This window comes from Synechococcus sp. SYN20, from assembly GCF_014279555.1.
Lineage (GTDB): Bacteria > Cyanobacteriota > Cyanobacteriia > PCC-6307 > Cyanobiaceae > Synechococcus_C.
In genome coordinates this window covers 877,665-897,507 of sequence record NZ_CP047959.1, presented here as the reverse complement: position 1 = coordinate 897,507, position 19,843 = coordinate 877,665, and the positions used below count along the sequence as shown (strand labels likewise).

At 53.3% G+C, this 19,843-nt stretch carries 26 protein-coding genes; 17 read left to right on the top strand and 9 right to left on the bottom strand.

Translation table 11 applies throughout. The features are described 5' to 3' along the window. Positions 1–23: 23 nt before the first annotated feature. Positions 24–1,205 (bottom strand): N2,N2-dimethylguanosine tRNA methyltransferase, encoded by a 1,182-nt coding sequence (locus SynSYN20_RS04720; protein ID WP_186524926.1) that lies wholly within the window; start codon positions 1,203–1,205, stop codon positions 24–26. A 37-nt stretch (positions 1,206–1,242) separates the two neighbouring features. On the opposite strand from SynSYN20_RS04720, the gene SynSYN20_RS04715 reads away from it, so the two are divergent. Both SynSYN20_RS04715 and ilvN read left to right on the top strand, forming a co-directional pair. Beyond that, positions 1,243–2,223 (top strand): alpha/beta fold hydrolase, encoded by a 981-nt coding sequence (locus tag SynSYN20_RS04715; RefSeq protein WP_186524925.1) that lies wholly within the window; start codon positions 1,243–1,245, stop codon positions 2,221–2,223. Then, positions 2,220–2,750, top strand: coding sequence for an acetolactate synthase small subunit (ilvN, locus tag SynSYN20_RS04710; protein ID WP_186524924.1), 531 nt, complete (start codon positions 2,220–2,222; stop codon positions 2,748–2,750). Before SynSYN20_RS04715 ends, ilvN begins: the two co-directional genes overlap by 4 nt. 9 nt (positions 2,751–2,759) lie before the next feature. On the opposite strand, the gene SynSYN20_RS04705 is transcribed toward ilvN, so the two are convergent. Together SynSYN20_RS04705 and SynSYN20_RS04700 are read right to left on the bottom strand one after the other, a co-directional pair. Then, positions 2,760–3,443 carry a peptidylprolyl isomerase gene (locus SynSYN20_RS04705; protein ID WP_186524923.1) on the bottom strand — a complete coding sequence of 228 codons (684 nt, stop codon included), beginning with the start codon at positions 3,441–3,443 and terminating at the stop codon, positions 2,760–2,762. A gap of 29 nt (positions 3,444–3,472) precedes the next feature. Continuing rightward, a complete protein-coding gene (locus tag SynSYN20_RS04700) occupies positions 3,473–4,009 on the bottom strand; it encodes a photosystem I assembly protein Ycf4 (protein WP_186524922.1) in 537 nt (178 codons plus the stop codon). 219 nt (positions 4,010–4,228) lie between these two features. Between SynSYN20_RS04700 and psbD the strand changes: the two genes are divergently transcribed. Continuing rightward, the gene (gene psbD, locus SynSYN20_RS04695) at positions 4,229–5,284 is read left to right on the top strand and encodes a photosystem II D2 protein (photosystem q(a) protein) (RefSeq protein ID WP_115071676.1); all 1,056 of its coding nucleotides are present in this window, start codon (positions 4,229–4,231) and stop codon (positions 5,282–5,284) included. Beyond that, positions 5,268–6,656, top strand: a complete 1,389-nt coding sequence (psbC, locus tag SynSYN20_RS04690; protein WP_115071677.1) for a photosystem II reaction center protein CP43 — start codon at positions 5,268–5,270, stop codon at positions 6,654–6,656. The genes psbD and psbC overlap by 17 nt, the downstream gene beginning before the upstream one ends. A gap of 86 nt (positions 6,657–6,742) precedes the next feature. Here psbC and SynSYN20_RS04685 read toward each other — a convergent pair whose 3' ends face one another. Together SynSYN20_RS04685 and SynSYN20_RS04680 are read right to left on the bottom strand one after the other, a co-directional pair. Beyond that, a complete protein-coding gene (locus tag SynSYN20_RS04685; protein ID WP_186524921.1) occupies positions 6,743–6,997 on the bottom strand; it encodes a hypothetical protein in 255 nt (84 codons plus the stop codon). Between the two features lie 62 nt (positions 6,998–7,059). Beyond that, on the bottom strand, positions 7,060–7,662 hold the full coding sequence (locus SynSYN20_RS04680; protein ID WP_186525458.1) for a nucleoside triphosphate pyrophosphatase: 603 nt from the start codon (positions 7,660–7,662) through the stop codon (positions 7,060–7,062). Positions 7,663–7,752: 90 nt separating this feature from the next. Between SynSYN20_RS04680 and SynSYN20_RS04675 the strand changes: the two genes are divergently transcribed. The 8 genes from SynSYN20_RS04675 (at position 7,753) to SynSYN20_RS04645 (ending at position 12,988) form a co-directional block, all read left to right on the top strand. Continuing rightward, positions 7,753–8,130 (top strand): Npun_F0494 family protein, encoded by a 378-nt coding sequence (locus tag SynSYN20_RS04675; protein WP_186524920.1) that lies wholly within the window; start codon positions 7,753–7,755, stop codon positions 8,128–8,130. Positions 8,131–8,147: 17 nt separating this feature from the next. After that, the gene (locus SynSYN20_RS04670; RefSeq protein WP_186525457.1) at positions 8,148–9,653 is read left to right on the top strand and encodes a cobyric acid synthase; all 1,506 of its coding nucleotides are present in this window, start codon (positions 8,148–8,150) and stop codon (positions 9,651–9,653) included. 95 nt (positions 9,654–9,748) lie between these two features. Next, entirely contained in the window at positions 9,749–10,000 is a 252-nt protein-coding gene (locus tag SynSYN20_RS04665; protein ID WP_186525456.1) for a 2Fe-2S iron-sulfur cluster binding domain-containing protein, read from the top strand. 7 nt (positions 10,001–10,007) lie between these two features. After that, entirely contained in the window at positions 10,008–10,880 is an 873-nt protein-coding gene (locus SynSYN20_RS04660; protein ID WP_186524919.1) for a DMT family transporter, read from the top strand. Between the two features lie 52 nt (positions 10,881–10,932). Further along, entirely contained in the window at positions 10,933–11,061 is a 129-nt protein-coding gene (locus SynSYN20_RS14430; RefSeq protein ID WP_255476375.1) for a hypothetical protein, read from the top strand. After that, entirely contained in the window at positions 11,058–11,783 is a 726-nt protein-coding gene (locus SynSYN20_RS04655) for an MBL fold metallo-hydrolase (protein ID WP_186524918.1), read from the top strand. Before SynSYN20_RS14430 ends, SynSYN20_RS04655 begins: the two co-directional genes overlap by 4 nt. Before the next feature lie 54 nt (positions 11,784–11,837). Next, the gene (locus SynSYN20_RS04650) at positions 11,838–12,503 is read left to right on the top strand and encodes a secondary thiamine-phosphate synthase enzyme YjbQ (RefSeq protein WP_186524917.1); all 666 of its coding nucleotides are present in this window, start codon (positions 11,838–11,840) and stop codon (positions 12,501–12,503) included. 305 nt (positions 12,504–12,808) lie between these two features. After that, on the top strand, positions 12,809–12,988 hold the full coding sequence (locus SynSYN20_RS04645) for a hypothetical protein (RefSeq protein ID WP_186524916.1): 180 nt from the start codon (positions 12,809–12,811) through the stop codon (positions 12,986–12,988). Positions 12,989–13,007: 19 nt separating this feature from the next. On the opposite strand, the gene SynSYN20_RS04640 is transcribed toward SynSYN20_RS04645, so the two are convergent. Continuing rightward, complete coding sequence (locus SynSYN20_RS04640) at positions 13,008–13,295, bottom strand: hypothetical protein (protein WP_186524915.1); 288 nt, start codon at positions 13,293–13,295, stop codon at positions 13,008–13,010. A gap of 87 nt (positions 13,296–13,382) precedes the next feature. Between SynSYN20_RS04640 and SynSYN20_RS04635 the strand changes: the two genes are divergently transcribed. Beyond that, positions 13,383–14,684, top strand: coding sequence for an MFS transporter (locus SynSYN20_RS04635; protein ID WP_186525455.1), 1,302 nt, complete (start codon positions 13,383–13,385; stop codon positions 14,682–14,684). A gap of 5 nt (positions 14,685–14,689) precedes the next feature. Here the strand turns inward: SynSYN20_RS04635 and SynSYN20_RS04630 are convergent, their stop codons facing one another. Both SynSYN20_RS04630 and psaK read right to left on the bottom strand, forming a co-directional pair. Further along, positions 14,690–14,962: a hypothetical protein gene (locus SynSYN20_RS04630; RefSeq protein WP_255476374.1), complete on the bottom strand. Its 273-nt coding sequence runs from the start codon at positions 14,960–14,962 to the stop codon at positions 14,690–14,692. Positions 14,963–15,997: 1,035 nt separating this feature from the next. Next, on the bottom strand, positions 15,998–16,255 hold the full coding sequence (psaK, locus tag SynSYN20_RS04625) for a photosystem I reaction center subunit PsaK (protein ID WP_186524914.1): 258 nt from the start codon (positions 16,253–16,255) through the stop codon (positions 15,998–16,000). Positions 16,256–16,269: 14 nt separating this feature from the next. On the opposite strand from psaK, the gene SynSYN20_RS04620 reads away from it, so the two are divergent. The 4 genes from SynSYN20_RS04620 (at position 16,270) to SynSYN20_RS04605 (ending at position 18,855) form a co-directional block, all read left to right on the top strand. Continuing rightward, entirely contained in the window at positions 16,270–16,500 is a 231-nt protein-coding gene (locus SynSYN20_RS04620) for a hypothetical protein (RefSeq protein WP_186524913.1), read from the top strand. A 56-nt stretch (positions 16,501–16,556) separates the two neighbouring features. After that, positions 16,557–17,222: a L,D-transpeptidase gene (locus SynSYN20_RS04615; protein ID WP_186524912.1), complete on the top strand. Its 666-nt coding sequence runs from the start codon at positions 16,557–16,559 to the stop codon at positions 17,220–17,222. A 118-nt stretch (positions 17,223–17,340) separates the two neighbouring features. Then, positions 17,341–18,351, top strand: coding sequence for a type I glyceraldehyde-3-phosphate dehydrogenase (gene gap / locus SynSYN20_RS04610; RefSeq protein ID WP_186524911.1), 1,011 nt, complete (start codon positions 17,341–17,343; stop codon positions 18,349–18,351). A gap of 252 nt (positions 18,352–18,603) precedes the next feature. Further along, positions 18,604–18,855 carry an RNA polymerase-binding protein RpbA gene (locus SynSYN20_RS04605; RefSeq protein WP_186524910.1) on the top strand — a complete coding sequence of 84 codons (252 nt, stop codon included), beginning with the start codon at positions 18,604–18,606 and terminating at the stop codon, positions 18,853–18,855. Positions 18,856–18,896: 41 nt separating this feature from the next. On the opposite strand, the gene SynSYN20_RS04600 is transcribed toward SynSYN20_RS04605, so the two are convergent. Beyond that, entirely contained in the window at positions 18,897–19,112 is a 216-nt protein-coding gene (locus SynSYN20_RS04600; RefSeq protein ID WP_186524909.1) for a Nif11-like leader peptide family natural product precursor, read from the bottom strand. Between the last annotated feature and the right edge of the window lie 731 nt (positions 19,113–19,843).

The following is a 19,843-nucleotide window of genomic DNA, read 5'->3' as shown; positions in this document are numbered from 1 at the left end:
CGGGATTCACAATCAACATCTATTTAACGATCTTTCCCGTCAAATTCGCTGCATCGTCGTAACAAAATGCCGAGAGGGGCATTGGTTCGCACCTGCCCAGCCATCACACCACTCACGGAGGCGCTGTGCCCGGAGGCCAGAAGAGCGGCAACCAAAGGCTCGATCGCCGGTGGCCCTTTGAGCTGAAGCCGTCGAGATAACTCAGCCGTTGACCAGCAACAGGCCGGTTGACCTGGATCCGCCATCAATCCGTCGAGCAGCCGCCTGCTGCGAGGGGCAAGGGTCAGGTCTTGCCCCTCAGGCAACCCCTTGCTCAACGCTGCATCCAAGCGATCACTGATCTCCAACAGCCCGTTGATCTGGGAACCATCCTGAAGCGGACCAATCCAGAGCGGACCACTCACCGCCCAGCGTCCGCAGCCATCGGTACAGGCGCAGGGTCTCCAGCCCTGCAGGTCCAACATCGCTTGAACAGCCTGATCCCCGCAGCGGTCACAACGGGCTAGGAAGCCAAGCTGCTGCTCCTCACCCGAACGAATCCGCTGGCGCATCCGCACCGCTACACGAAACGTGCGGCCATCGCTGAAGCTGAACAAGGGCTCAAGACCGCGTCCCAGTAGCCAAGCCTCACGGGCGAGAGCAGCCAATTGCAGCCGCAACGCCAGCTCCCAACTCGAAGGGTGGGCACGAGCGGCTGCACCAAACCGACGCACAGCCGCACACCGGTCATGCCCCGTGGGTGAGCGACCGTCGGTGCTCGCAACTAACAGCACACCGCCAAAACGCATCGCCTGGAGCGTGGACTGGAGCAAAACATTCGGGCAGCCAAAAGGATCGAGATCGATCAGATCAAAAAAACGATGCTCGAGATAGGCCTCGCGCAGCAGCCGCTCCGCCGGCTGATGGCTCAAGTTGAGCGAAACCCCATCACAGGCGTGCAACGGTTCGAGATTGGCGGCTAGCAGGGGCCCACGCTCTTGATCCGCGTCATTCACCCAAAGGTCCACAGGCTGGTCGGACGCTCCCCTTGCCTCCAGTCCCCAGCGCAGAGAACGAATCCCGCAGCCAGCCATAAGGTCAAGCCAGCGCAGGGGGCGATCCCTGGGGGCGCCCACCAAGGTTGAGGCGGCGACCAAGACGGAGAGGTCTCGCGCCGGTCTGGAGTCGGGGCGAAAAAAACCAGCCCCGGTCCGCACCGATGCCATCCCTTCGCGATAGTGAACGTTCAACTCCGTCAGGCGTGTGCACGCAACTGCTCTTCAGCCTGCCTCCAAGGGTGCCGATTGGGGCGAAAGCGCTGTATGGACCTGGAAGGGCTACCGCTGTCACTGGCGCGTACTCGGTGATCCCAAAGCTCCCGCGATGGTTCTGCTGCATGGGTTCGGTGCCAGCAGCAGCCATTGGCGTCACAACGCAGCGCCTCTCACCAAGGCTGGATATCGGGTTTACGGACTTGATTTGATCGGTTTCGGCCGCTCCGAACAACCAGGGCTTCATCCCCATATCCGCTTGGACAACCGTCTTTGGGCGCGGCAGTTGGCAGCATTTCTGGAGCAGGTGGTTCAACAACCCGCTGTGTTGGTAGGTAATTCCCTGGGAGGCCTCACCGCCCTCACCACTGCGGTCTTTCGTCCGGAGTGGGTCACAGCCGTGGTTGCAGCACCGCTGCCGGACCCCGCCCTCATGCAGCCATTGCCACGACGTCAGCCACGCCGGCTGCGCCAACTCAAAAGACACACGGTTGGGTTGCTCTGCCGGTTGCTGCCTCTAGAACTCATCGTCCCCTTGATCAGCCGCACAGCTCTGCTGCGCATGGGCCTGCAAGGGGCCTACTGCCACTCGATCCGCTCAGACCGGGAATTGCATCAGCTGATTGCCAGCCCAGCCCGACGCCGCACCGCCGCACGCAGCCTCCGCGCCATGAGTGTTGGCATGGCCTTACGTCCACGCGGGGCCACGGCACCGGAGCTGTTGGAGCGGTTAGCCGGGCATGACCAACCTGTTCCCCTTTTATTGCTTTGGGGACGACAGGATCGATTCGTGCCCTTGATCATCGGCGAAAAACTGCAGCAGCAGCATTCCTGGCTGAAGCTACGCGTGCTCGAGGGAAGTGGACATTGTCCCCACGATGAAAGCCCCGAACATTTCCATCAAGAGCTTTTGCGCTGGCTGGACCTTAATTTAGGAAGAACAAGCGAGCTGGACGCAAAGCAACGGGCATGAAGCACACCCTGTCCGTCCTGGTGGAGGACGAATCCGGCGCACTGAGCCGCATCGCCGGCCTCTTCGCCAGACGCGGCTTCAACATCGACAGCTTGGCGGTCGGTCCTGCTGAAACCAATGGACAGTCGCGGCTCACCATGGTGGTGGAAGGCGACGAACATACCCTGCAGCAAATGAGCAAGCAGCTCGACAAGCTGGTGAACGTGCTTCAGGTGCTCGATCTCTCGCAATTGCCCGCGGTGGAACGGGAGCTGATGCTGATGAAGGTGTCAGCTCCAGCTGAACAGCGGGGCGCCATTCTGGAGTTGGTGCAGGTGTTCCGCGCCAAAGTGGTGGATGTTGCCGATGACGCGCTCACCCTGGAAGTGGTGGGAGACCCAGGCAAATTGGTGGCCCTGGAGCGCCTCATGGCTCCCTACGGAATCCTGGAAATCGCCCGAACCGGAAAGGTGGCCCTGGAGCGCGCTTCAGGGGTGAACACCGAATTGCTCAAAGCCGCCATCAGCGGCGGGCGCGTGCCCGCTTGATGGCTGACATCAAAGGCCTGGGGTGAGCAGCTTGGCTTTGATCAATTTGTCGTCCTGTTCAATCGCATCCACCACTTCCAAGCCATCGGTCACACGACCGAACACGGCATACCGGCCATCCAGCTCAGGCAGAGGCTTCAAGGCTATATAAAACTGAGCGCTGGCCGAATCGGGAGATTGGGAGCGAGCCATGGCAAGAGCGCCACGCTCATGACTCAGCGTGAGCTGCTGCAGATCACTGGGATTGGTGCTCTGGCGGCTGTAGCGCGGCTGATCTTCATTTTGATACGACAGCTCAAGGGGAATGAATCGCGCCTGCCCACTGTCTGGATCCACAAAACTTCCTGTTCCGTACTGAGATTTTGAGGTATTCGGATCACTGGATGTGGGGTCACCACCCTGCACCACAAAAGGCACAGGCTCACGAATCACCCTGTGAAACACGGTGCCGTCGTACGCACCTCTTTTGACAAGGTCCACAAAATTGCCAGCGGTCACAGGTGCCGCATCACCATCGAGTTCAAGCTTGACCACCCCACGGGTGGTTGTGAGTTCCACATTGGCCTTCCCCTGAAGACAAGGACTACTGGCCTGACTGCAGCCCGTAGGGACTGAAGCCGTTGACGCTGTATTGGACTGAGAGCAACCAACAAGAAGTGGCAAGCAGACAGCAAGAGATAAAAGCGTCCGCATGATTGAGCGCTGCATGAGAGGAAAGAAGATCAAAGTCCTTCGAGATTGACACCTAAAAAACGTGCCAACTCGGCTCCGTCCTGTTCCAACTGGGCCAGCGGGAGGGGTTCACCAACACGGGTGAGGGGCATGTCCCTCCTTCCGCGAACACGCAGCGAAACCCGGCGCCGGGTGTTGAAGCCATCCCTCACCTCAACTTTCACCGCCTGGATGTCTTTCATGGGGATCTCAACGCTGATCGGCTTACGAAATCCACGCCTTGAGATGGTCACCACACCTGCGGAGCGATCAAAACGGTTGCTACCCGAGCCCACGTTGATCGTGATCACGGCCCACAAATAGGTGGCGAGAAGGGCAGCCGCAAGGCTGTACAACCCCATGACCAGTCCCTGAGGAACAAACACCAAGCCAGCGGGATGGCCCAGGGGGAGGAGATCCCTACCCAAGTAGCTGGAGAGAGAAGCAAACAGAAAACCAATACCGCCAATCGTCACCATCAAGGCAACGAGAATGTTCGAAAGCCGGCGCGAGCCGAGGACGGGTTGTTCGAGCAGTTCAGCGGCCATCAAAGCCCAAAATCAAAGGTCATTTTGGACTGCGAAGCCAATCAGCTGAGCCCGCTACAAAGCATTGCCACGAAACGAGGACTCAAATCGAAAGAAACCCAGAAGATGCATTCCGATACAACGGGTTTCAGCTGAGCCATCTAAGCCCCGAATGACCCAACAAGATTGTTAAGGTCGCCGGGAACCCAATGCATGCGGGTTAACCGCAACGTTCAATTCATGACGATCGCTGCAGGTCGCATGCCGCAGCGGGGATGGTTCGACGTCCTCGATGATTGGCTCAAACGCGACCGATTTGTTTTTGTCGGCTGGTCCGGCATTCTTCTTCTTCCCACGGCCTACCTCTCGATTGGTGGCTGGTTAACGGGAACCACCTTTGTAACTTCCTGGTACACCCACGGCATTGCGTCGTCGTACCTCGAAGGTTGCAACTTCTTGACCGCTGCTGTGTCCACCCCCGCTGATGCGATGGGTCACAGCTTGCTGTTGCTCTGGGGCCCAGAAGCCCAGGGTGATTTTGTCCGCTGGATACAACTTGGAGGCCTTTGGGCTTTCGTTGCTCTCCACGGCGCTTTTGCACTGATCGGTTTCATGCTCCGTCAGTTTGAAATTGCTCGTCTCGTCGGCATTCGTCCTTACAACGCCATCGCCTTCTCAGGTCCGATTGCGGTGTTCGTCAGTGTCTTCCTGATGTATCCCTTGGGACAGAGCAGCTGGTTCTTTGCACCCTCCTTCGGTGTGGCTGCAATTTTCCGCTTCCTGTTGTTCCTCCAGGGCTTCCATAACTGGACCCTGAATCCATTCCACATGATGGGAGTGGCCGGCATTCTTGGCGGTGCACTGCTTTGCGCCATTCACGGCGCGACCGTGGAAAATACTCTTTTTGAGGATGGTGAACAGTCGAACACCTTTAAGGCGTTCGAACCCACCCAAGAAGAAGAGACCTATTCAATGGTCACCGCCAACCGTTTCTGGAGCCAAATCTTCGGAATTGCGTTCTCCAACAAGCGTTGGCTGCACTTCTTCATGCTGTTTGTGCCAGTGATGGGCTTGTGGACCAGTTCCATCGGCATCATCGGCCTTGCACTCAACTTGCGTGCCTATGACTTCGTGTCACAGGAAATCCGCGCTGCTGAGGATCCTGAATTTGAAACCTTCTACACGAAGAACATTCTTCTGAATGAAGGTCTGCGTGCCTGGATGGCACCGGCTGACCAGCCGCATGAAAACTTCGTCTTCCCTGAAGAGGTTCTGCCCCGTGGAAACGCCCTTTAATTCCGGTCTTATCGCCACTGGCGGTAAAGACCTCGACTCCACCGGCTTTGCCTGGTGGGCCGGTAATGCTCGTCTCATCAACCTGTCTGGCCGACTGCTAGGTGCCCACGTGGCCCACGCTGGTCTGATGGTGTTCTGGGCTGGCGCCATGATGCTGTTCGAGGTGAGTCATTTCACCTTCGATAAGCCGATGTATGAGCAGGGCTTGATCCTGTTCCCACACGTGGCCACTCTTGGCTATGGCGTTGGTCCCGGCGGAGAGGTCACCAACCTCTACCCCTTCTTTGTTGTTGGTGTTCTGCACCTAATCAGTTCTGCCGTGCTTGGACTCGGCGGCCTGTATCACGCTCTTCGTGGTCCAGAGATTTTGGAGAACTACTCCACTTTCTTCTCCCAGGATTGGCGCGACAAAAACCAGATGACCAACATCATTGGTTATCACCTCATCCTTTTGGGTGTGGGCTGCCTGCTCCTGGTCTTCAAGGCCATGTTCTTCGGTGGCGTTTATGACACCTGGGCTCCAGGTGGTGGAGACGTTCGTTTAATCACGAACCCCACCCTCGACCCCGGTGTGATCTTCGGTTATCTGTTCCGCGCTCCCTTTGGTGGCGAAGGCTGGATTATCGGTGTGAACTCCATGGAGGACATCATCGGTGGCCACATCTGGCTTGGTTTGACCTGCATTTTCGGTGGTATTTGGCACGTGATCACCAAGCCTTTCGGCTGGGTGCGACGCGCCTTCATCTGGAATGGTGAGGCTTACCTCAGCTACAGCCTTGGCGCTCTGAGCTTCATGAGCTTCATCGCTTCGGCTTACATCTGGTTCAATAACACCGCATACCCTTCGGAGTTTTACGGCCCGACCAACGCCGAATCCTCCCAAGCCCAAAGTTTCACCTTCCTTGTGCGTGACCAACGCATGGGAGCCAACATCGGTTCAGCCATGGGCCCAACGGGTCTTGGTAAGTACCTGATGCGTTCACCAACCGGTGAGATCATCTTTGGTGGTGAAACGATGCGTTTCTGGGACTTCCGTGGCCCTTGGTTGGAGCCCCTTCGTGGACCCAACGGCCTGAGCCTCGACAAGCTTCAGAACGATATTCAGCCTTGGCAGGTTCGCCGTGCCGCTGAATACATGACCCACGCTCCTAACGCGTCGATCAACTCTGTTGGAGGCATCATCACCGAGCCAAACTCGGTGAACTTCGTGAACATCCGTCAGTGGCTTGCCGCGACGCAGTTCATCCTTGCCTTCTTCTTCCTTGTTGGTCACCTCTGGCATGCAGGCCGCGCCCGCGCTGCTGCTGCTGGTTTCGAAAAAGGAATCGATCGTCAAGCAGAGCCCACGTTGGCCATGCCTGATCTCGACTGATCATTCTCTGATCACCTGTCTCAACCCTCGCCGCAAGGTGAGGGTTTTTTATTGGCCAAAAACAGATCGACAAATCAGCAACAGGCTCAAAATCCCACATCCAACAGGGAATATCCCTTCGGTGCCCGGCCTTTTTCTCCAGGAGCTGCTGGTGTCACCGTTAAGGATTCCGCCTGCCTCAGCTCATCAGAAGAGAAGTTCACATCATCAACACTGAGCTCACTGGATGCGTCTTGAGGCGTTGCATCAAAAGATTTTTGAAGGGGTTCAAAGGCAAACGCAGGCGCCACTCCAGCCGTCACGATCATCAAGGCAAAGCAGCGGCGAAGCAGACGGGTCATGGTGCGCGCGATGCGACAACTGTCTTTGACTTAGCTACGCCCAGAGGAAAATGACAACGGTATTAAGAGAGCGCCAGCCAACGTCGGAGCAGCGGCAAGCTAAGGCCGATCACATTCGAATAACAACCATTGAGTTGCTCCACACAGCAACCTCCGCGTCCTTCCAGCGCAAAACCTCCAGCACACTGCAAAGGTTCGCCTGAGGCGACGTAAGCCTTCACTTCCGCATCCGTGAGATTGGCAAACAGCACACGGGTCGTGACACACCTGCGCTGCATCTCAGCGGCTTCACCTGCCCTTGAACGTGCAAAGGATGGAAGCACTAAACAGTGTCCGGTATGCAATTCAGCCCATTTGCCGCGCATCCGTTGCCAGCGACTGATGGCCTCTGCCTCATCCCTTGGCTTGCCAAAAACCTCGCCCTCAAACGCGAGCACCGAATCACAACCGAGCACGGCCTTGATGGATGGGCTGAGCTCCGCGCTCTGCTCCACTTTGAGCTTCACCGCTGATGCCTTGGCCTCAGCCAGTAACTGCACCAACTGAGCTGGATCAGGGTGCTGAATCTGATCTTCATCCACGCCGCTCACCATCACCTGATGGGCAATCTGAGCTTGCTCCAACAGACGGCGCCTGGCTGGAGACGCGGATGCCAACAGCAACACAACAAACAAGCAACGTCCTTCAGTTTGATGTTGGTCACAGCCACGCTCGGAATGAAACGGGAGGAGAATGAAAGATGAAGCAGCAAGGTCGTGACCTCATCCACCTCCCTGGTATCGGCACGAGCCTTGAAACGGGCACGTCAGGCCATGCGCTGTCTGCCGTTTCGCCACGCCTTTTATGCCGAACTGGAACACGAAGCCAGAAGCAGCACGCAACTGAGCAACCAACAGAATTGGATGGCCATCAGCCGCAAACCTCTCTCTCGTTCAAAAACAGAGGATGACTTGATCTGGTTGATCCAAGTGGGCGTGCTTCGCCGGGAAGTGGATGGCCAAGGGCTCACAGAACGAGTGCGGCTCACTCCGATGGGGCGAGACCTCCTGGACGATTGGGATGGAGAGATTCCAAACGCAGATGCGCTACAAGTAATGCATCACTGGCTTCGCCGCCATCGTCCGCGTCTGTGAAGTCTCCCCCTGCTCTCATGGTGCTGGGCACCTCCAGTGGTGCCGGAAAATCGTTGATGACTGCTGCGCTCTGCAGGGTCTTGCGCCGTCGAGGAGAAACGCCGCTGCCGTTCAAAGGGCAGAACATGAGCAACAACGCCTGGGTCGATCCAACCGGCGGTGAGATGGCCTACTCCCAAGCCCTTCAGGCCTGGGCAGCGGGGCTTGAGCCTGTGTGCGCTATGAATCCAGTGTTGCTCAAACCTCAGGGAGACTCAACTAGTGAGCTGATTCACTTGGGCCGCAGTGTGGGATCTGCTCGCGCTGAGCACTATTACCGCGACTGGTTCAAGCCGGGCTGGAAAGTGATTCGTGAGGGCTTAGATGCATTGCAGAGCAGCCATCCAGGCGGACGCCTCGTGCTCGAGGGCGCTGGAAGCCCGGTGGAGGTGAATCTTCAACGGCGTGATCTCACCAACCTGCGCCTTGCTCAATATCTACGAGCGCATTGCGTTCTCGTCGCAGACATTGAAAGGGGAGGCGTGTTCGCGCAAATCGTGGGCACACTGAATCTGCTCCGCCCGGTGGAACGGCCGCTCATCAAAGGGCTGTTGATCAATCGTTTTCGCGGCCGGCGTGAACTGTTTGACGAAGGTCAACGCTGGCTTGAGGCCCATACAGGTGTCCCGGTGTTGGGAGTGATGCCATGGCTGGATGAGCTATTCCCGCCGGAGGATTCCCTCGACCTGCTCGAGCGACGCGGGCGCAAACGTAGCGCCGAACTCGAGATTGTTGTGCTCAAACTGCCGTCCCTCAGCAACTTCTCTGACCTCGATCCACTGGAAGCCGAGCCCACGGTTCAGTTGCGCTGGGTCGCCCCAGGAGAGGAACTTGGCTTGCCAGATGCCGTTGTGATCCCAGGCAGCAAACAAACGCTCCGTGACCTTGCCGCCATTCACAGCAGTGGCCTGGGCGCAGCTCTTCAGGCCTACAGCGCCGGTGGTGGCCATGTGTTTGGCATCTGCGGCGGCATGCAGATGCTGGGCGAGGAGCTTTGCGATCCGGAGGGTCTGGAAGGCGGTGCTCAATCGGTCAACAACAGCCATACAGGCCTAGGCCTCCTGCCGCTTCGTACCGTGTTTTCCGCTGACAAGGCGCTCCGGCAGCGCAACAGTGTGGCCCGATGGCCCGCTGGAAGCAGCGCTCTCAAACTCGAAGGATTTGAGCTCCACCATGGCCGCACCGCCAGCAAAGAATCTGAACCCTGCCAACCGTTGTGCCTTGATGCTGAGCTTGGCTGGGTGACTCCCATCAGCGAGCGAGGAGGGTTTGTGGCAGGCACCTATCTGCATGGGGTGTTTGAAAGTGGCCCTTGGCGGCGACGCTGGCTGAATCAGCTGAGAGCACGCAAGGGATTGCCGCCGCTCAGTGAACAACAACCGCACCACAGCCGGCAGCGGGAAGCATTGCTCGATCGCCTCGCTGATGCCTTCGAGCAACACATCAACATCGAGCCCCTACTCAGCAGCAGCCCACAAGCTTGAAACCTTGTTGTTTCAAAGGCTCGTTAAGGTGATTTCAACAATCAAATAGGGCACTCTGCATCCATCACAGGGTGCCGTTTTCCCTTAACCCAGCGATGGAGAACAAACAGTCCGCCATCACGATCCAATGGCCCAACGGAAGCCAAAGCCATTGTTCCAAAGGCGATGACTGGCTCGAGGCTGCTCAAGCGGCAGGCATCCACATTCCAACGGGCTGCTTAGGGGGAAGTTGTGGCGCCTGCGAAATCGACGTGAATGGGCAAACGGTGCGTGCCTGTATCAGCACGGTGCCTGCATCAACCTCAGGATCCCTCTCCGTGGAATTCGCCACAGACCCCTACTGGTAATTGATCAATGGGCGTTATCGCGGGGTTGGTCGCAGCGCTGGCTTGGACCCTGGCCAGCAGCCTTTGGCGTGGCCTATCCACCTCACTCACGGCGCTCGAACTGAACGGGCTCAAGAACGCAATCGCTTGTGCTTTGCTACTTCCGGTTCTGTTGTTCCTGCCATGGAAACTTGAGAGCCAAGCACTGCTCTGGCTATTGATCAGCGGTGGGCTAGGGATCTCCTTAGGAGACAGCTTCTATCTGGCTGCCCTGCGTCGTCTTGGCACACGACGCACCCTCACACTTGAGTCGCTTGCCCCCTTGATCGCAGCCCTCGGCGGCCTTGTCGTGATAGGCGAACGCATTGAAGTTCAAGCTTGGCTAGGAGCCGCGATGGTGTCCGTTTCGGTGTTGCTGGTGGCGCGTCAAAGTCCACCGGACGGAACGCGCCAGCTGGATCGCGCGCGCAACGTGCAATGGCAGGGGATTGTGTTTGCTCTCCTCGCCGTGTTGTGTGGCGTCAGCGGAGCAGCCGTCTCCCGCAGCGTTTTAATCAGCACAGATTTAACGGCATGGCAAAGCGCAGCAACGCGCCTGTTGGGAGGGCTGCTTCTCTTATTGCCTTGGCTGCGGCTTCGCACGCTGTTTCCCAAGCCTCGACCCAACCACAAACGCTGGCCAAGAGTGCTCATCGCCACCCTGCTCGGCACCAATGTGGGGATTGTGTTGCAGCAGGTGGTGTTGAAGCAATTACCCCTTGGCATCGGCATCACGGTTCTCAGTACAGCCCCCGTGATGGCGTTGTTGGTGGCAGCACCGGAAGGCGATCATCCACGCGCAGCTGGAGTGTGCGCATCACTCCTGGCCGTGAGCGGCATTGCCTTGGCCGTTCTCTCCTAACTCGCGGGACAGGCCAACGCCCTTCTACGGTTCAGCCACTCACGAAGCATTCATGAAAGCGCGGCGCTTGGTTCCACTGATCGGCTCCGTTCTTGCCCTTTTGGCCATGGTGGCTTGGATCGGCGAGATCGATCTTGGCCTCGATGAATCGCTTCAGCCCCCACCCAAAGAGCAGTCATGACCGCGCAAGCAACGTACTTCGGTGCCAATGGCTGGCTTTTAGAAATCGCTAATTGTCGGGTGCTAGTCGACCCCTGGCTTAGTGGTCCCTTGGTGTTTCCGCCTGGCGCTTGGATGTTGCGCGGCGAACTGCCTCACCCCTGGCCGGTTCCGGAGAATCTTGACCTTCTCCTACTCACCCAAGGGTTAGCGGACCATGCCCATCAACCCAGCCTGAAACTGCTGCCACGCACCCTCCCCGTAGTGGGTTCAGGAGCTGCAGCAAAGGTGGTGAAACGTTTGGGTTTTGAACAGATTGAAACCCTCAAGCCTGGTGAAAGCTGCACCGTGAAGGGCATCAGCATCCAGGCCACAGCTGGAGCAGCGGTTCCCAATGTGGAAAACGGATACCTGCTTGATTGGACCGGTGGCTCTCTCTATCTCGAGCCCCATGGCGTTCTTGATCCCACGCTCGCCACCCGACCTGTCGACACCGTGATTACGCCGGTGATCGACCTCGGACTACCACTGGCCGGAGACTTCATCACTGGCGCAAGCGTGCTTCCAGACTTGATCGAACGCTTCACTCCTCGCACGGTGCTCGCCAGTACAACGGGCGGAGACGTGACCTTCAGCGGATTGATCAGTGCCCTCCTCAGTGGGGCGGAGATCAAAGAACAGCATGATCCACGCGTTGTCACTCCAGTACCAGGAGAGCCTGTACGACTAGAAACGCACGCTTGAAGCTCAGAATGATTCAACACGGCTAAACCGTGGACATCTCTGGATCGCGCCGTGATGACCCTTGCACAGTCCTTGACGCAACTCCAGATCCAAACGAAGGGGAAAGGGTTTACGAGGCTGAATGAACAGATCGAAACCTGGCTCGAAAGCAAGGACATTGCGCAAGGGGTGTTGCACCTCACCTGTCTGCACACCAGCTGCAGCATCACGATCAACGAAAACGCAGATCCACGCGTCCTCAGTGATTTAGCCGCTTGGATGGAGGCTGTTGTCCCGCAGGACGGGAGAGGGCCAGCAGATGCCCAAGGTCAACGTCGCCGTTACCTCCATGACGATGAAGGCGATGACGACATGCCTGCACACATCCGAACGGCACTCACCAGCCAAACCATGACGCTCAGCGTTCAAAACGGTCGTCTGCTGCTGGGCACCTGGCAGGCGGTGTATCTCTGGGAGCATCGCCAGCTCGGAAGCACAAGGCAGGTCGCTTGCCACTTGATCGGAGACGAACAAAGCAATCTCCAACAAACATCCTCAACGCGTGCAACCGCAACAACGCAAACAGCCAGCAATCAAACCCTGCTCAATCTGCGCAACGCAACGCGACTCAATCAACAAATTCAAGACAGGATTCATCCAGAAGCCTGGGCTGAGGATGGTGGAAATGCAACCGATGTTGACCTGTTGATCGACAGATTGCATGACATCAGCGACAGCTAATTCAATCGAACGATCCGTGCTTGGTCTCAGCCGCTACTGAAGATTCAGGCAACCCTCAACAACATGGAATTGCATAAGCAGGAATCGCTCACGTGATTGGACTAAGACGGCTTTATTGCAACCGCAATGGTGTGTTTTTGATGGTTGATGTACCAGCCTCAAACGTCGAACCAAAAAAAGCAGAACTGATCCTCAAAGGCTGGCTAATCGAAGACGATATCCTTGTGTAAACCAAAAACCAAGAAGAAGTCCACAGTTGGGCAGCACAAGACGACAAGCTAGAAGGAGAATTCGCTTCTCTCTTCATGGAACCGATCACTTGGCTGATCATCACCTGGGCCACCTATGGAGCCCATCGCACCACTGCTGCACTGGAAAAAGTTCCACAAACGTCCAGAGATCAGTGCGAAGCCAACGCAACATTGATCAAGGCTTGGCAACCTAAAGCAAGCACAATTTGTATTGAAGGATTGGGAACACCTTAATAAGGTTTAGTCCTCATCATTAACGACGGGCAATTCCTCGCCCGCCACCGATCAAACCAAGATCAATTAACAAACCAATACCAACAATTAAAAGCCCGCTAAACGAACTAATCCCGCCATAGGAGGCACTCGCCCAGCAGTATCCCAAGGTGGTGGTGGGCAACATCACCAAACCAATCAAGGGCGCTACAAAAGCTGGGAGGGGTGTTCCACTGAAGGGTCCAAGCACAAAGGGCGCATTCACAAACCAGAGAAGAATCAGAATCAACCTGGGAACGTAAAGGCCCAGAGCAGCCAGAAGGCACATCAGCGTTAGGGAGTTTGAACACTCTCTAGCCACGTGAGTTCAAACTTGCCCGGTCGTCCAATGTGGAGAATCGGGGCTGCTGATTGGATGCTTAAAGAACAAGAAAAGGGATCGAAAACGCCTTCCAAAGCAAGGGTCTTAATCGCCGGCCTGATCGGCAACGTGATGGAGTGGTACGACTTTGCGCTCTATGGCTACTTCGCCACGGTGATTGGCCAACAATTCTTTCCCTCAACCAACCCAACGGCGTCACTGATTGGTGCCTTTGGAGCCTTTGCTGCAGGATTCATCGTCCGTCCACTGGGAGGAATTGTGTATGGCCGGATCGGCGATTTGGTTGGACGTCGCCGTGCCCTAACCCTGTCGGTGATTGCAATGGCAATCCCAACTGTGGCGATGGCGTTTTTACCCAGCCATGCCCAGATCGGAATTACAGCGCCGATTGCCGTAGTGCTTTTACGCCTTCTGCAAGGAATTTCAGCAGGCGGTGAGTACACAACCTCAATCATTTTTCTTGCCGAAGCCGCTCCGGATCGACAACGGGGCTTCTACAGCATTTGGGGGCTATGGGGGTCTGTGTTGGGGATGCTGATGGGGTCGGCCTTTGGTGATCTGCTCACGAGAACACTCACACAAACGCAACTCGATGCTTGGGGTTGGAGAGTGGCCTTTGCCCTGGGCTCCTTGGTGGCCCTAACGGGAGTAATTATTCGAACGGGCATCGGGGAAGACAAAACACCCGAAACAACCAAGACCCCGCTCGCTTCAACCTTGGGAGTCCACCGTCCTGCTTTCCTCAGAGTTTTAGCGCTCAACATTGCCAGCAGCGTTGGTTTTTATGCGGTCTACGTCTACTTAGTGACCTATGTGGAAGATGTAGATGGAATCTCAAACAGCCTTGCTCTCAGCCTGAATACGGATGTGATGGCCGTGTTGCTGTTGCTCTACCCAATCACAGCCTGGCTTTCAGACCGCATCGGCAGACGTCCGATGTTGATGGGTGGAGCAGCCCTGCTCTGCATTGGAGCGATTCCATTCCTGCAGTTGATCCACAGCCAAGACCCAGCATCGATCGCTCGCGGGGAACTGGGATTCACGCTGGCAATTGCGCTGGTGGACGGTGGCAAAGGCCCTGCCAATGTGGAACTGATGCCAGCAGAAGTGCGCTGCACGGGGACGGCCTTGGCGTACAACCTCGCCGAAGGATGGTTTGGTGGAACAACGCCATTGATTGCTGCTGTGCTAATCGCTCGCGCCAGCGGAAATCCAATCTATCTAGGAATTTGGGTGGGACTCAGTAGCCTATGCACTTTTGTGACTGCTGCTTTCTTTACAAGAGAGACAGCGTTCAAACCGTTAGCGAACAAACCTCAAAATAAAACTATTTAGCGAGATCAAGCAGCGAAGAATTCTTGACCAGAAACGTCATCTTGATCAATGAAATTTTGACCTGCTTCGAGATCCTGTAATTTATAAAGAGCCATAGCAGCTTCAGCCCAGGATTCGCTTTCAACCGAACTCTGAAGCTGCTCAAAGACCAGAATACTCACCACATCCAGATCAATCGAGTCCATAAGAACAGGGCATTTGGCGGTAGTGTAACGCTGACAAATCAAAAAGCAATCCCCGGCAAGCAGTGGACCAACAACGAGAGAAAACGGGTGCAAGCGAAGACCACATGAGCCAGGACCTGTTGTCAAAGGGCGAAAGGGAAAGACTCGACTCTGGAGATCCTCAATCAAGACAAGCGCATGCAACCAAAGCGAAGGCAAGAATATAAACTAATAAGAAAATTAACACTTAAAAAGAGTAAGTAAAATAGCAAGAAGAAGTCAAGATCAAAAACTTATACAGCCAAAACGCGAAAGATGAAAATATTCAAGCCTCCAAAATCAAGGATCAATAAAGTCAGGAAGGGGGAATGGATTACTTGAAGCGACCACACACGATAAACGGGAATTCAATTACTGTTGCTATGGCCACTGCTGATCTCAATCCGACCCACATATACATTCCGCGGTGAAAGCACAATTTGGAGAATAGGCACAAGGAAACCGTTGAGATTGGAGCACTAAAGTGCATGATTATTCTGTATCCAGCGATAACAAGTACTACAGGTTCAGCGCTTGCTCAGAACTCGGGAGCTGGAGACAGGCCTAATCACAATCCTTATCAACGAAATCGTTTTTCCTAAATGCATGCTGGGCACGAAAAAGCAGGAGAGAAAGAGTAAAAAACCAACAACAGAGAAAGCAAGTAAAACAAAGGCTCTAATCAGTCTCAAAGCAAATATAATTGCATAGTCACAACAGGGCCGTTAATGACACTCCGTAGAGGATTTACGATCTAGCAGCTTACCAGAGTGAAACATGGTTAAGAAAATCCCCTAGAGCACTTATCTTCAGCCTAGAGCTGATTGAAATACCCATGATGACATTTGGAGTCGAGTCTCAAGCAAAAGGAAACAAATGCTTGGCGTGGCCAAGAGTATGGTCCTTGAAATGGCTGCTAGTACAGGAGTGATGTGAAGATATCAAGGAAGAATTGCGAAGCAGCCTATACGATGATGACAATATCGACTTTTTGCATGAATCAAAGCCAGAAGAACCAGGCAAGAAGCACTCAATAGCGATAAACAACGAACTACTGAAGAGAACTTCTAAGCCTGTATTCTATCCAACTAAGATCAAAGAACTTACAACCTAAAGCAAGCCTGCAGCTCCGACACCGAGAATGACACCAAAGCCAATCACATGACCAAGACTGGTTGTAGCCAATAAAGCCTCTAGGCCCAAGCCACCAAAGTATTTAGGATTAGGAAGCTGAGTTCCTTCCCCAGCCTTAAAGATTTTCGTGCCTAGATAGATCACAAAAATATTGCATAAAACCATCAAGAGACCCACCTTTGGGGACCAACTGAAGGTTTCAGGAGACGCAGCCGCCAAAAGAAGTGAAGTCATGAATAGAAGTGAAGGTGGTTCATCATCAGGCCAATGGCATCACCTGGAGCCATTTCGTAAAAAGCCTTCAACTGGACGATATGCGAACTGTGGAGCTACTCATCACCGCTCGACATTCCACGGCGAACAAGAAACTGAGTGAGGGCCAGCAAACCCAGAAGAAAAGCAGCCGCGATCAGAAGCGTCAAATCCAAAACATTCAGAACACAACCATTTTTGCAGGCATTTCAATCGCAGGCATTTGAATCGCAGGCATTCACATCAAACCACGCCATGATGTGGGGAATCCACCAAAACGATCATGCGTGTAGCACAGATGCTGATGGTCACATCATCAGCTCTCATGCTTTCAGGATGCATGCAGCAACCAAACACAACAAAGGTCTCGTCACAAGGAGAGAAGCCCATCGAAATCGAACTCAATCAACTAAGACCACAAGAAAGCCAAGGGACAGCACCAAACGAAGGCAAAGGGATGGTGTTTGAGGTGGGCTATGGGAAGAATGGAGTGGGATGCATAGGCAGCACATTTGAGGAAGGTGTTACACCACTTGGAACCTTTAAAGTTAATGCGATTATGAGTAAAGACAGATTTGAGATGGATGAATCACTGATCCAACAATCAGGAAAAACCAAAAGCTATCTGTCAGAAAATTTATTTAATAATATGAACTCCATAGACTTCAAAGGTGACGGAGAAACAGGTGAGTATGGATCAGGATATATCAGCCTAACCCCAGTACCATCAACACCTCAGCCCTTTAGTTTTAACAAATACGATGGGAAATACCGATGGTATAGCTTTGCCATTCACGGAACAAATGATGAAACTCGCATCGGTAAACCCGTCACAGGTGGCTGCATCAATATGAAGAACAAAGAGCTCAACAAACTAATAAAGAACATTAATCTTGGTGATGAAGTTGTCGTGACATCAAAACAACCCTGTAATCGCCCAAAGCAGTAACCGACCTGCATCGAAAATGGCTGTATGAGTGATAGTACTCAATCACATGTGAGCATCCTCAAATGAGGAGATGCAAAGAGATGCACAGCACCTATAACTAGTTTTTAGGAAACCACCCATGACCATTCGCATTGGTATCAATGGGTTTGGACGCATTGGTCGCCTGGCTTTTCGCCAGGCGGTATCAATGGATGATGTTGAAGTCGTAGCAGTGAATGATTTAATCGATGTGGATTATCTCGCCTACCTACTTCGGTATGATTCAACCCACCGAAAATTCCCAGGCGATGTAAAAGTCGAAAACAACAATTTAGTCGTGAATGGTAAGTCAATCCGTATCACAGCGGAAAGAGATCCAAATCAGCTGAAGTGGGGGGATATTGGTGCCGACTACGTCCTTGAAAGCACAGGCTTTTTCCTCACAGATGACAAAGCGAGAGCACATATCAATGCTGGAGCTAAGCGTGTTGTGATGAGCGCACCATCAAAAGATGAAACTCCAATGTTTGTAATGGGTGTAAATCATAAAAACTATCAAGGTCAGCAGATCGTATCGAATGCAAGTTGCACTACAAACTGTCTCGCACCATTAGCAAAGGTTGTTAATGATAACTTTGGAATCGTTAGCGGATTAATGACAACAGTCCACGCAACGACAGCAACACAAAAACCAGTCGATAGTCCCTCACACAAAGATTGGAGAGGCGGACGCGGAGCTGGGCAAAGTATTATTCCAAGTTCAACAGGAGCTGCAAAAGCTGTTGGAAGGGTCATTCCAGAATTGAATGGGAAGCTCACAGGCATGGCATTCAGGGTGCCAACGCCTGATGTATCAGTTGTTGATCTCACAGTCAATCTGGAAAAGTCAACTAGCTATGAAGAGGTAAAAGCTGCTATGAAAGCAGCTGCAGAAGGAGAATTAAAAGGAATTCTCGGCTACACCAATGATCAAGTGGTATCGAATGACCTGCTCGGTGATAGTGCAACATCAGTATTTGATGCAGGTGCTGGAATGGCACTGAATGATCGATTCATGAAACTCGTTGCCTGGTATGACAACGAATGGGCCTACAGCTGTAAGTGTATTGATCTCATCAAACACATGGACTCTTCAACATACGCCAAATAACTTCTCAAGGGTCAAAAGAAAATGATTCCAGGCGATTAGAGCATCACTTTATATCAGACTGGGATAACTAAAAATAGAGACAAGAGACAATTCCTTTTCTTGATACGAGTTAGAGGATTTTCAATCAGCGTTGTAAACACTCCAGCCATCTCAAGACGGATCAATAGGGTAGTGAGCATACACAATATGCAAGGATCACCAGAAAATATGCAAAACTAGCCACAGAGCAACAATGTGGATCGAGAGCACACCATGACAACGATGCCTGATTTCAATTCGTCAACAGAAAAACGGGCTCGGTTTGGCAAAGTTTTTTCATCAAGAGTAGAAAAACTGATAGAAGATTTACAAGCAATGGCAAAAACAGCGAATTTAGAGATTTATGAATTTGACGACGAATTAGTCAAAAAACTATTTGTTGAACTAGCAAAACGATTCAGAGCAACGGCACATCGATTCGGGATTGAATTTGAAATTAGCATCGATGGAGAACCAATCGAATAAACAAAACCCCAAAAAAGGAAGATTAACCCAATTGCGATCAATTAATTGTATTCGCCGGGTGTTTCTTGCTTAGAGACGGTCACGCGTCCTACCTTTTTACCCGATTGACGTAGCAACTCGTCTCCAGAAAACTCATAACCAAGCTTGGCCGCAATTTTGGCTACATCATCCGCTGTTGATGCCGAAAGAACTGTGGATTTGAGCCCCTCGTCATCTTGCATCTGGATGAGAAAAGCCTTGAGTTGATCAAGAGCCATGGGAAAACCTAAACAGCGCCAAAAAGAATGGGTCAATAGGCCATAGCCGTATTGAAACGAGCAAGCCATTAAAGAAGAGATCCTAAAAGCATGGTCAGCACTGGGGCCACTGGTACAAGACCAACAACCATCAAAGACGACAATACCAAAGAAAAAATTAAGCCAAATGGACTTTCGTGAAGGAGGAGCCTCAGCTGAGTAATCCTATCTTACTTTCAACACATTCAAGGTCGAGGACAAAATGCATTCTCTCGAAAAGGCACCATCCTGCTTCATGCATTGGTGCGTGCAGAAGGTTACATCAAGGCTCTATTCGGTCTCTGCAACAACCAATGGGGTGGATTACGACCATGTTGGAAACTTCAGATCTGTAAGCGAGGCCCATATTGCAGGTCGGCGCTACGCAGCCACTCAGTCTCATCATCAGCAAAGATGTGCGTAGACAAGTAGGAATACTTTAGGCGATTGAATAAAAAGATTCTATCAATACAATCTCGTATGCCTAGAGCAATGAGGAAGGGAAAAAATACGGGAAACAAATTAACAACTACCAGCTCATTCATCCAACACACACTGTACGCTATCAGCATATTGTTTATTTTTAAAATCAAGTTTGTGACGCCTAAGCTTCAGGACATTGCATATCTGGGGTAAAACAACAAAGTCCATAATCGCAAAGCTAACAACACAAGCAGGAAACCCTTCCCAATAAATTTACAAATGAGCCTGCT

Coding starts and splice junctions, on each gene's coding strand:
- SynSYN20_RS04600 (WP_186524909.1), bottom strand. CDS start 19,112: ATGGCTCTTGATCAACTCAAGGCTTTTCTCATCCAGATGCAAGATGAC.
- SynSYN20_RS04685 (WP_186524921.1), bottom strand. CDS start 6,997: ATGACCCGTCTGCTTCGCCGCTGCTTTGCCTTGATGATCGTGACGGCT.
- SynSYN20_RS04665 (WP_186525456.1), top strand. CDS start 9,749: ATGGAGAACAAACAGTCCGCCATCACGATCCAATGGCCCAACGGAAGC.
- SynSYN20_RS04660 (WP_186524919.1), top strand. CDS start 10,008: ATGGGCGTTATCGCGGGGTTGGTCGCAGCGCTGGCTTGGACCCTGGCC.
- SynSYN20_RS04650 (WP_186524917.1), top strand. CDS start 11,838: ATGACCCTTGCACAGTCCTTGACGCAACTCCAGATCCAAACGAAGGGG.
- SynSYN20_RS04670 (WP_186525457.1), top strand. CDS start 8,148: ATGGTGCTGGGCACCTCCAGTGGTGCCGGAAAATCGTTGATGACTGCT.
- SynSYN20_RS04700 (WP_186524922.1), bottom strand. CDS start 4,009: ATGGCCGCTGAACTGCTCGAACAACCCGTCCTCGGCTCGCGCCGGCTT.
- psbD (WP_115071676.1), top strand. CDS start 4,229: ATGACGATCGCTGCAGGTCGCATGCCGCAGCGGGGATGGTTCGACGTC.
- SynSYN20_RS04605 (WP_186524910.1), top strand. CDS start 18,604: ATGACAACGATGCCTGATTTCAATTCGTCAACAGAAAAACGGGCTCGG.
- SynSYN20_RS04720 (WP_186524926.1), bottom strand. CDS start 1,205: ATGGCATCGGTGCGGACCGGGGCTGGTTTTTTTCGCCCCGACTCCAGA.
- gap (WP_186524911.1), top strand. CDS start 17,341: ATGACCATTCGCATTGGTATCAATGGGTTTGGACGCATTGGTCGCCTG.
- SynSYN20_RS14430 (WP_255476375.1), top strand. CDS start 10,933: ATGAAAGCGCGGCGCTTGGTTCCACTGATCGGCTCCGTTCTTGCCCTT.
- SynSYN20_RS04645 (WP_186524916.1), top strand. CDS start 12,809: ATGGAACCGATCACTTGGCTGATCATCACCTGGGCCACCTATGGAGCC.
- SynSYN20_RS04640 (WP_186524915.1), bottom strand. CDS start 13,295: ATGTGCCTTCTGGCTGCTCTGGGCCTTTACGTTCCCAGGTTGATTCTG.
- SynSYN20_RS04615 (WP_186524912.1), top strand. CDS start 16,557: ATGCGTGTAGCACAGATGCTGATGGTCACATCATCAGCTCTCATGCTT.
- ilvN (WP_186524924.1), top strand. CDS start 2,220: ATGAAGCACACCCTGTCCGTCCTGGTGGAGGACGAATCCGGCGCACTG.
- SynSYN20_RS04655 (WP_186524918.1), top strand. CDS start 11,058: ATGACCGCGCAAGCAACGTACTTCGGTGCCAATGGCTGGCTTTTAGAA.
- SynSYN20_RS04705 (WP_186524923.1), bottom strand. CDS start 3,443: ATGCGGACGCTTTTATCTCTTGCTGTCTGCTTGCCACTTCTTGTTGGT.
- SynSYN20_RS04635 (WP_186525455.1), top strand. CDS start 13,383: ATGCTTAAAGAACAAGAAAAGGGATCGAAAACGCCTTCCAAAGCAAGG.
- psaK (WP_186524914.1), bottom strand. CDS start 16,255: ATGACTTCACTTCTTTTGGCGGCTGCGTCTCCTGAAACCTTCAGTTGG.